General features: G+C 56.7%; 5 protein-coding genes. 2 read left to right on the top strand and 3 right to left on the bottom strand.

Translation table 11 applies throughout. The features are described from left to right. Nucleotides 1-142: 142 nt before the first annotated feature. Nucleotides 143-934 carry a reverse transcriptase domain-containing protein gene (locus EZI54_RS23000; protein WP_131484205.1) on the top strand — a complete coding sequence of 264 codons (792 nt, stop codon included), beginning with the start codon at nt 143-145 and terminating at the stop codon, nt 932-934. Nucleotides 935-1,028: 94 nt separating this feature from the next. Here the strand turns inward: EZI54_RS23000 and vapC are convergent, their stop codons facing one another. The 3 genes from vapC to EZI54_RS22985 form a co-directional block, all read right to left on the bottom strand. Then, nucleotides 1,029-1,430 carry a type II toxin-antitoxin system VapC family toxin gene (gene vapC / locus EZI54_RS22995; RefSeq protein ID WP_131484204.1) on the bottom strand — a complete coding sequence of 134 codons (402 nt, stop codon included), beginning with the start codon at nt 1,428-1,430 and terminating at the stop codon, nt 1,029-1,031. Then, nucleotides 1,427-1,621 carry a type II toxin-antitoxin system VapB family antitoxin gene (locus tag EZI54_RS22990; RefSeq protein WP_131484203.1) on the bottom strand — a complete coding sequence of 65 codons (195 nt, stop codon included), beginning with the start codon at nt 1,619-1,621 and terminating at the stop codon, nt 1,427-1,429. The genes vapC and EZI54_RS22990 overlap by 4 nt, the downstream gene beginning before the upstream one ends. 992 nt (nt 1,622-2,613) lie before the next feature. Next, nucleotides 2,614-4,038: a plasmid pRiA4b ORF-3 family protein gene (locus EZI54_RS22985; protein ID WP_131484202.1), complete on the bottom strand. Its 1,425-nt coding sequence runs from the start codon at nt 4,036-4,038 to the stop codon at nt 2,614-2,616. Nucleotides 4,039-4,707: 669 nt separating this feature from the next. Between EZI54_RS22985 and EZI54_RS22980 the strand changes: the two genes are divergently transcribed. Next, a partial coding sequence (locus tag EZI54_RS22980) for a DUF4123 domain-containing protein (protein ID WP_165495855.1) occupies nt 4,708-5,334 on the top strand: 627 nt, incomplete at its 3' end.

The following is a 5,334-nucleotide window of genomic DNA, read 5'->3' as shown; positions in this document are numbered from 1 at the left end:
TGACAAGCCGCTGGCACGCTGCTGATCAACCAGGGTCTGCCACTGTTCGGGTGTGCGGTGCTTTCTCATGGGGGTAACCTCGTGTCGGAAAATGTGAGGTTACTGTAGGGCGAATCTCAGCGGGGTGGCAGAACGTCCTGAAATGAACGCTTACGATCGCCTGATGGCACGGCTGAAACGGCACACGCCGCTGCTCAGGTTGATCAACCGGTACCTGAAGGCAGGCGTCCAGATCGACAACCGCAAAGCCCCGACGCCCGAGGGCGTGCCGCAAGGTGGGCCACTGTCTCCGGTGCTGGCGAATGTGGTGCTGGACGAACTGGATTGGGAGTTGGAACGGCGTCACCTGCGCTTCGCCCGCTACGCCGATGATTGCCAGATCTACGTTGGCAGTCGTCGTGCAGGAGAGCGGGTGATGGTGAGTCTGACGCGCTTTATCGAGGACTCGCTGAGGCTCACAGTGAATACACGAAAGAGCGCGGTAGACCGGCCCTGGAAGCGGAGCTTCCTGGGCTTCACCCTTAGCCGGAAAGGGCAGCGATTGAACGTGGCTGACAGGGCCATCACCAAGCTGAAGACCCAGATCCGGACACTGAGCCGCCGGACACGGGGCCACTCACTGCCCCGGGTGATCGCAGATCTGAAAGAGACCCTGCTTGGTTGGAAAGCGTACTTCGATGCAGCCGAAGTACTGAGCCCGCTGCGGGACCTGGACAAGTGGATCCGGCGGAGAATGAGAAGTTACGTGTGGAAGCAATGGGGTCGAAGGGGATATCGTGAGCTGAGAAAGCGGGGTGTCTCGGTCAAGCTGGCCTGGAACACTGCGAAATCAGCCCATGGCCCGTGGCGGCTGAGTCACTCGCCGGCACTGCGACAAGCCTTATCGGCCCGGTTGTTCCGGAGCTATGGATTGCCGGAGTTGGCAGTACGGTAACGGGTTGAATCAAGTCACTGAATCGCCGTGGTACGTGGTCCGTATGCCCGGTGATGTGGGAGGAGGGGCATCGTGAGGTGCCTCCCTATCCCGATTATGTTCCTCTGAGGGCCGGCTCAAGTTCAAGATGTTCAACAAAGGGGATAAAGTCGCGATCCAGAAACAGCAGGGGTAGCTCCTTCTCTATGCAAAATGTCGCGATGATGACGTCGGCAGTCTTTCTGATCGTGATGCCCTTTTTCCGAAGCGTTCGATAGTTGTCGGCGCACTTGGCCGCCATTTCGTTGCCAAACATCTCATACTGCTCAAGCGCTAGCAGGCTTTGTTTGGTCTGGCGATATTGTTTGTCGTTGCGGATGCCTTGCAGGATTTCCAGAAATATGAGGTCGCCGATCGCGACAGATCCTTGGACTATTGAGGCATCCAACAGATCAGTATGTGGGTTAGTGGCACCGTTGAAGTAGTCGATCCAGACGCTGGTATCCACCAGTATCATCCGGCGCTCCGCATTTCATCCAGGTCGCCTTCCCACTTGATTTTGCCGCGCAGCTTTCGAATCTCCTGTTGCTTGCTAAGCTGGACCAGAAGTTTCAGACCTTGTTCAACGGCTTCTTTTTTGGTTTCGCAACCGGAGGCTTTGAGGGCTTCAGCCATCAACTGGTCGTCTATGACGATGTTCGTTCTCATGTTGCACCTATGTGTATTGATTTAGATTTCTATACACAATTTAGCACTTCAGAAAGAACATAACAAATAAGGATAGGTCGCGCGCAGCCGCGACCTGATCCGGTGTTGGACGAGCCCGGTGCTTCTCTATTAAGGAAATAGCGTCGGCGAACCCAGAGGTGCTTTAGCCTTGGCGTTTGTCGGCCATTTTCGCCAGGACAGGGGCGCCCGGAACCGTCGGTGAAGCCGACAGCCGGTTTGCCCTGGCCGTGATGTCATAAGGTGCGTTGGCTTCTCCCTTTGAGGTGCATGTCAGTTAAAGAAAGGCTCAGGCCGGACATCGTCGCCGGATGACGGGCCACCGGCAGGGCCGACGCCAGAAGGTAAGGCTCATGGGCTGGCCGCAACAGGGGTGAGTTCGGTGAGGTCGCGTTGGTACAGTGTATGAAATCGGGCGTGTTCGTGGGTGTTCATTACACTTCTCCTGAGGGCCCTACCGGAATGGAAGGGATCAGGGAAGTACAGACGACTTATAACTCTGCCGCGTAGCGGCTTCGTTCAACCAGTGGCTGCTGTCGGACGCGCCTGCGCTGGCACTCCGGCACGCCGCAAAGCCAAGCGTTAAATTTCAAGGCAGTATCGTGCAGGAATCCCTAAAATTTAGAGACTATCTCACTGAACGACCAAAGCCTAAAGGAATAGACGTACTTTGCGGCGCTGATTCCTTTCGACCTGAAAACCCGACAACGTTACTCTTTGCCATGGCGGTGTACTCCTGATTGTTTGGCTTCTTTGGCGACACCAAATCAATCAGATACGCCGCTTCCTTTCAAACCCTCAAACACCAGATTCAGTTATAACTCAAATCGACCTGGTCCTCCGACATCAGGTTGAAAACCCTGACCTGCTCGAGCACGTTGATCAGGCTGGTATTACCATCTTGGGTACATAGCGACCCGTCTACACGAATGGAGGCAGATGATCTCAGACGGATAACCAGCCAAAGAGCGGGCCTACGCGCCCGAGGCCCTGAACAGCCCCTCGAACAGCCGCGTGCGACGAATGTCACGATCGCCTAATGAGGCCAGACGGCCGCCCTTGTTCTTATCCTCACACTCAATCAGCCCCAGCCAGCTATACAGCGAGAACATCTGGAGAGACAACGCGTGGGCGATTTGTTTTTCCGGGCTGTAAAAGGGGCTGGGCGGAACCACCTCAGTCAGCATCGGAAAAGCTGTCAGCATGGCATCGATATAGAACGATTCCGGTCGCCACTCGTCACCGTATTTAGCCAGCAACCACAAGGCGAAGGGCCCCACGACCTGTATCTCGTCAAATTCATCAAACCGATCCAGCCAACTCCAGTTGAAGCGGTTCATGGCGGTGAGCAGCAGCTCCTGATAAATCGGCAACCATTGCTCTTTGCGGATCCAGTCTTTTACGCGCTGCGTCAGCAAAAGCTGGCCGCGCTGCTTACGGGTGAATCCGGCGATCTCGGCAAGCAGCCGCGCCAAATGCACGTGAATAACGTCCTCTTCCGAGCGGATTCTGGCGAAGCCGTCGCGATAAGGCTCTGCCAGTGCGGCGTCACCTCCGGCCTCGACCAAAGGCGTCACAACCCGACGAGGCAGGTTTCCCTTGGGTGTCAGGCGCACGCCTTTGCCATCGAGCTCCTGAAACAATGCCTTGAGAATACGCATGATCGGCGCCGAGTCGAGATGCGGCTCAATCAACGCGGAATCGAGGTTTGCATCAAACACCGCCGGGCAATGCAGCGGGCTTGTCATCAACTGCTCCATCTGGTTAAAACTGAGCCCCTCGCACTCCTCGTCGGCATCAAAAAGCGGCGCAGCGACCGGATCAAAAAGGCGCTCACGATGAGCCATGCCCTCATTGATCGCCTCAAGATCGACGAATTCCGGGTCGAACACAACCCCGCCCAGCCATTCCCTTGCATCGTCGTGTTCGGGGTGCGCCGGGTTCGCCATCACGTCGAGGAATTCATAAAAGCCCCCAAGACCACCCACATCCTCCGGCGGACATTGACGCACTGCCTTTATACAACTTGGCAAAGGGGTATCTCCCGAGCCCGGCAGTATCTTCTCCAGAACCACGAAATGCTCCCAGCCGTCTCCAAAATCATATTCGTACCGCAACGTCTGCTTTTCCCGTTGGAGAACGGCTTCCAATGGCACAGAAGTCTCGTCAACGTAGTTCATCATGCCGTCTGGATCCTCGTCCGGGTCTCCGAAGAACACACCGTCAGACGACTCGAATTGATGCAAATGAGCCGCTTGCCAGCCCATCGCCACTTGGATGATTCGGTGTAGGTCTTGTAGCGTCGTCCCGGATTCAACCAGCAGGCGCCGCCAGATGGGCGGCCGGGAGCCTGAGAGGGTGACTTTCAGTTGGTAGACATCGCCGGATCGGGTTGGCATCAGGAATTCCTTCTTGTGGAGCGCTTGGGCATTCTAGAGGAAGGGCGCGGGCAGATAAAATACATCAGATCTTGCCTCGACAAAGCAATTCGTCTTAAAGGCACCCACTTTTGAATTGAACAGCCCTGCCACGCTGCAGGCGCTAGCAACACTGTAACCAGGCTAGTGTCCCGTCTGGTTAATTCGTTGACCTACTGCGTACCGCTGACGTCTCTGGTCAAGGCGCCAGCCCGCCGGTGTGGTGGTTCCACATCAAGGGTTGGCAACGCAGGTCCAGAGGCGTCAGCGGTGCGCCCTTCGGGAGCGCCTGAACACTTTGATAGCGGTGTTGCGGCAGCTCGATTTGGAACCACCAAACCTTCGCTACCGCGCCTTGCTCTCAAAGCGTTCAGGCGCTCAGTAGATCAGCGAATTAACCAGACGGGACACCAGGTATTAACTTGTGGCTATAACGTGGCCACTGCGACTAGGGACAGCTTGCGCCAGGTCGATTATCCCCCAGCGCCCCGGCAGGCATTTCCAGCCACTCTTCGAGTCGTTGTAGAGGTTGTACATCATGCTCCGCGTTTTGTCAGGAAAAGCATAACAACTCGAATGCTGAAGATAGCAAAGCAGAATCTGGTACGTTAACCTCCGGCACTCAATGCATGGATGCATGGACATACGGATATGAACTCTCAGTCACCTATGAATGGAGAGGATCAGGTCCCCGTGGTGTTTGATACGCCGGTGAACCTGCCGCCTCTTGAATCCCCCCTGTTTCTGGTTCACCAGGCTCTCCGGCCTGACGCGCTGCGCCGCCTGTACGAGCTGGAACCTCAGCCACGGCTACGCTTTGTCTACCAGGGGACAACCCAGGACGAAGCCAAACTCGCCGGTCCATTACTGATAGACGCCAACCAGCCGAACGCCGAACCTCACTTTATCCAAGGCGTTCACGAGGGTTGGGGGATAGCACTGATTGGCAGCCCCGGACTCACCCTCGGCGATGTCGATACTCACTTCAAGAGTCTTATGTGGGCAATGACCCCGCGCGGGCGGAGCCTGTTCAACTTCGCACTGACCAGTGCCCTGGGCGGCCTCGGGGGTACGCTGGACCCCACGCAGATGAACCGGTTACTGGGCCCGCTGGCGGGCCTGGCCGGCACAATAGACGGCGAACCCTGGCTGTTTCGCCGTAACCAGCCGGGGCGAGCAATGGCCGAAGCGGACCCGCTGACATTGACCCCGGAGAACCTGCAGCACATGGCCCGCCAGCGCCGGCATCGGCTGGCCAGGGCACTTTCCAGACATTAT

The organism is Marinobacter halodurans, from assembly GCF_004327985.1.
GTDB classification, from domain to species: Bacteria; Pseudomonadota; Gammaproteobacteria; order Pseudomonadales; family Oleiphilaceae; genus Marinobacter_A; species Marinobacter_A halodurans.
The sequence above is the reverse complement of the archived record's forward strand: the minus strand, read 5'-3'. Positions and strand labels throughout refer to the sequence as shown.

What these genes read in the sequence shown, in the direction of transcription:
- EZI54_RS23000 (WP_131484205.1), top strand. Translation starts at nt 143, where the DNA reads ATGAACGCTTACGATCGCCTGATGGCACGGCTGAAACGGCACACGCCG.
- vapC (WP_131484204.1), bottom strand. Translation starts at nt 1,430, where the DNA reads ATGATACTGGTGGATACCAGCGTCTGGATCGACTACTTCAACGGTGCC.
- EZI54_RS22990 (WP_131484203.1), bottom strand. Translation starts at nt 1,621, where the DNA reads ATGAGAACGAACATCGTCATAGACGACCAGTTGATGGCTGAAGCCCTC.
- EZI54_RS22985 (WP_131484202.1), bottom strand. Translation starts at nt 4,038, where the DNA reads ATGCCAACCCGATCCGGCGATGTCTACCAACTGAAAGTCACCCTCTCA.